4 protein-coding genes are annotated in these 3,919 nt (G+C 40.8%); 1 reads left to right on the top strand and 3 read right to left on the bottom strand.

Annotation, left to right across the window (positions count from 1 at the left end):
- From mobV to F8N00_RS16775, 3 genes are all read right to left on the bottom strand, one after another.
- Window positions 1–1,399, bottom strand: a 1,399-nt coding sequence (mobV, locus tag F8N00_RS16765) for a MobV family relaxase (RefSeq protein WP_421018625.1), incomplete at its 3' end; no start/stop codon positions are given.
- Between the two features lie 252 nt (window positions 1,400–1,651).
- Complete coding sequence (locus F8N00_RS16770; protein ID WP_075643192.1) at window positions 1,652–2,035, bottom strand: hypothetical protein; 384 nt, start codon at window positions 2,033–2,035, stop codon at window positions 1,652–1,654.
- Window positions 2,036–2,057: 22 nt separating this feature from the next.
- Window positions 2,058–3,089, bottom strand: a complete 1,032-nt coding sequence (locus F8N00_RS16775) for a protein rep (RefSeq protein ID WP_421018626.1) — start codon at window positions 3,087–3,089, stop codon at window positions 2,058–2,060.
- Window positions 3,090–3,415: 326 nt separating this feature from the next.
- Here F8N00_RS16775 and F8N00_RS16780 point away from each other — a divergent pair, with 326 nt between their 5' ends.
- Window positions 3,416–3,616, top strand: a complete 201-nt coding sequence (locus F8N00_RS16780) for a hypothetical protein (protein WP_421018627.1) — start codon at window positions 3,416–3,418, stop codon at window positions 3,614–3,616.
- The last annotated feature ends 303 nt before the right edge of the window (window positions 3,617–3,919 follow it).

Consider the following 3,919-nt stretch of genomic DNA (forward strand, 5'->3'; position numbering starts at 1 on the left):
CAGAGCCGTATCCCTTCTCTTTCTGCTTTGCTGCAAGTGACTTAATCGCAAGGTCTCTTCCAATCTCTTCGTTCTCGTTTCGTGGCGTGGCTTCTTTCTTCATGTTCATCTTCTGACCAACGTATTCTTTCGCATATCCGATGGCGTGTTCCATCAGTTTTTTCGTGACTCGTGGATTCCCGTCCTTATCTCGTTGAGCCGATACCATGTCTCGGATCTTGTCGATCACTTGCTTGAAGAACTCGACCTGACGCTTCAAAGTACTATTCTCCATTCTCAAGGTGAACATCTCGCCCAGTTGGCTATCTTTTTTCCTGTTGTCCTTCTCCAGCGTCTGGACACGTTGCTCCGAGATCCGCAATGCCCGTTGCATCCGTTCCGCGACTTCCGCCCGCTTCTTCAGTTCCAAGAACGTATCGTTCGACATCGACACTTTGTTCAATAGGTTCGGCTTTAGATCGAGATTGATTGACTCGTCGAAATCCAACTCTTTGAGCGAATCGATTCGCTCGTTGAGTTGTTTTTGATGCTCCTCGAGGTCTTTTCTCGTGGCATCCAAAAGTCCGTTCATGTCCTGGGTGTCCATGATGAGTCGTTCCTGGTTTTGACTCATATCGTACTCGAACTTCGCCACTTCTTCTTTGATCATTCCAATTTGTTGGAGCGCTTCTGTTTTGGCAGCTTCTACTTTTTCCTCGAATCCTCTTTCAATCTTCTTGCGTTCAATATCTTTGTTATTCCGCATGTAATAGACTTCTCGATGCAGAATTGTACGATCCAAATCCAAATCCTTTATTTCTTTTTCCAAGTCCAGTTTCGCTTTGTACTGATGAATATCGAGTTTCTGTTTCGTTTTTTCTCCCGATCCACGCACGACATCGAATCCTTTTGCCCGCAGCCGTTCCGGAATCTCGTCATGAATCTCGTTTAATGCTGCCTTGTTCATTGTCGTTCTTGCTTGTAATCTTCCTGTTTCTTTGTCGATGGGCATGAAGTGAAGGTGCATGTGAGGTGTCGATTCGTCGAGGTGGATTTTCGAACTTAGGACATTCTCTTTTCCGAAGCGATCGACGAAATAGTCATGACACGTTTTGAAGTAATCGTGCATCTGATCCTTCGACATTTCCTTTGCTGCAGATTCTGGAATGGTGATGATATTCGAGTAAGTAATGACCGAATTCTTTTGGACTCGTTTGTTTTCAGATTTGAGTTGATCGACCCGTTCTTTTGCTCGTTGATAGAGATTTAATTCGCTTTGTACGAGATCATAATTGAGGTGGGTACGATCAAGATCAATCATGTCATTTTTGATTTGTCCTTCTCTTTCTTGTTCTCTTTCTTTGCCTTTAATATCGGACATTTGGTTCTTTTGAGCGTTCCAGGCGAATTCGATCGACATGGGGTTTTCCTCCTTATCCAAACAAAGACCGAGAGAAGCGAGAGGGGAATTTGTCGGCATTGATTTTATAAGAGTATAGCCCGCTATACTCTTGCAAAGCAAGAGGCGGTCTCTACGAGGTGAAAAGAGCATGGCTGCGCCACTCAAGATCAATGCTGCTTCGTGTCTTAGACACGAAAAAAGACGATGCTTAAGCATCGTCTTTTAAAAAAATAAAACTTAAAGAATCATAAAAAAATATCAGTCAAATACTTAAAATTCATCATAAGGTACTATGATGAAATCTTCTTTTTGAAGACCATTTGGCTTTTCTTCTTTAAACTCTTCAACTAGATCTAAAAAGTTAGAAACTGTTTTTTCTAAGGCTTCTTCAATCGTAAGAGCATAACCTGTTGTACCTTCTGGATAACCATCTGAATCTACTAATTTGAGATTTGTATATCCAGTAAAACCAGATTCTCCAGGAGCTTCATCATTATTGTAACTAGTTTCGTATATCTTTACTTTGAAACCACCATAATGAATTGTATCTCCTTCATAAATTTCTCCGAAAAATTTTAAAGCAGCTATATCAAATTCAGCTACACACTTTTGTATCATTCCAACACGATCAATTCTAAGATCTTTCCAATTCAAATAACAATCTCCTATCATGATTTTATATATCTAATTCATCAATGTTTTTTCCGTTGTATTTTTTCATCTCTTCTTCGGTTAATTGAATGTATTCAAGTACAAAATCAGACTGATCAGCTTTCCAACTAGCCATAATCTTATAAAAGTATTCGTTCTTGTCCTTCTCCATGTACTGTTCCAATTCATTTGCTTTGTACTTCAACATGTACTCTTTAAAAAGACCACTATAAGCGATAACTTGCTTACCCTTTAAAGAATTGTAGAAGGTCTCGAATACTTCTGGACTGACGCCCATATCGTTACTCTTTGCCGAGTATTTGGCGATCTCCGCAACTGCATTTCCGGTCTGTTTTTCCTTGATTCGTTCGATGTGAACTTGCGTGATAGTATAGTCACCAGTGACCTCGCGCCACATATCTAACCATTCATCACGTTTGATGTAATTCTTTGAGTTGTTGAAGTAACTTTTTTTGACGGCAAGAACAACATGAAAGTGTGGGTTGTATGTATCATAGGTGGGATTCTCGTCTCCAACTTTCAATCCTAATCGTTCATAATACGCCTGTTTTTTCTCGAATAGTGGAGTCGTAATTAACGGATTCCCGTCATATGTCATCTCCAATTTTCGAGCGTATCCTTGAATCACTTTTTTCACTTTTCTACGCATAAACAATTTATGAAATGCCTTGTTCATGCTCTCGATCTCCGACTTCACTTCGTTCGCTTTCACATTCGGTGTCGTCAAAGTGAGAAACAAATAGTTCACGTCATGTTCTTCGTGCATGGCTTCCATCACCACAGACAATGCCATCGCATCTTTTCTAGCTTTGCGCCAAGCGCAAATCGGACAAAATCGATTCTTGCAATGATTCCCTCCAACCATCTTCTTTTTCTCCTTATCCAATGTCGAAATATACAAGTTGAACGTCCCACACTCTTTGTACAGTTCCTGCATTTTTTCGGAAAGATGATCCTTCGCTAGTTCATACATACGCAGATTGTCGAGTTTTTTTAGCTTTATAAGTGCAATAGGGTCTTGTTTTTTAGGTGTCATATTGTCTATAATCCATGTGTAGCACCGTTTTACGGAATCCGTTTATGGATAACGCAAAAGGGTACAAAACAGCATAAGCTAAAGGACTTGCCTCCGATCTTTGTTTATTATTTTCGTGTGGTAACTTAAATGCTAAACGAGTATACTCGGAAACGCAAGTTCTTTTCTTTCTAAAGCGTTGGGGCACAAGGGATTCACTCACTTGTTCGCCCCTTTTTTTGTGCATAAATAGTTACCCTTATTATCAAGATAAGAAAAAACTATTTTTCGCAGACGCTTTTCCTTGCTCAAAAGAACCAAAAAAACAAACGAAGGTGGTAAAAATTATGCTTACGATCGTGCATCTAAGTTCAGGTGAAAAAGTCATTCTTCGAGGTTCTGCAAAAGAGATACTCGGAAACATCAGCGAGGCAGGTATCGAAGAAGGATACAGCGAGTACAAAGTCTACAACGAAAAAAATGAAAAAGATGAAAAAGTGATCATTTTCCATAGCCACATTACACATATTCGTAGCTACACAGAATAAAGATCGACTCCCCAACCCCTCGATCCCGAGGGGCTCCCTCGCCGGTAGGCAGGTTCTCACGTATGGAACGTGAGAACAGCAGAGAGGGTTTTTGTCGTCTAGGGCGTCAACTCTTATACTCATAACGAAGAACCCCTCTAGAACGCCCTGTGAGCGATTCTGAGGGGTTTTATTCGTTATTCCGTTACGTTGACACCCATATCAGCCTAGAAACGGCCGTACGGACTCCTAGCGCTCCATATCAGAGCCGTATCCCTTCTCTTTCTGCTTTGCTGCAAGTGACTTAATCGCAAGGTCTCTTCC

Source organism: Exiguobacterium sp. A1_3_1, from assembly GCF_048985645.1.
GTDB classification, from domain to species: Bacteria; Bacillota; Bacilli; order Exiguobacteriales; family Exiguobacteriaceae; genus Exiguobacterium_A; species Exiguobacterium_A indicum.

Coding starts and splice junctions, on each gene's coding strand:
- F8N00_RS16775 (WP_421018626.1), bottom strand. CDS start 3,089: ATGACACCTAAAAAACAAGACCCTATTGCACTTATAAAGCTAAAAAAA.
- F8N00_RS16780 (WP_421018627.1), top strand. CDS start 3,416: ATGCTTACGATCGTGCATCTAAGTTCAGGTGAAAAAGTCATTCTTCGA.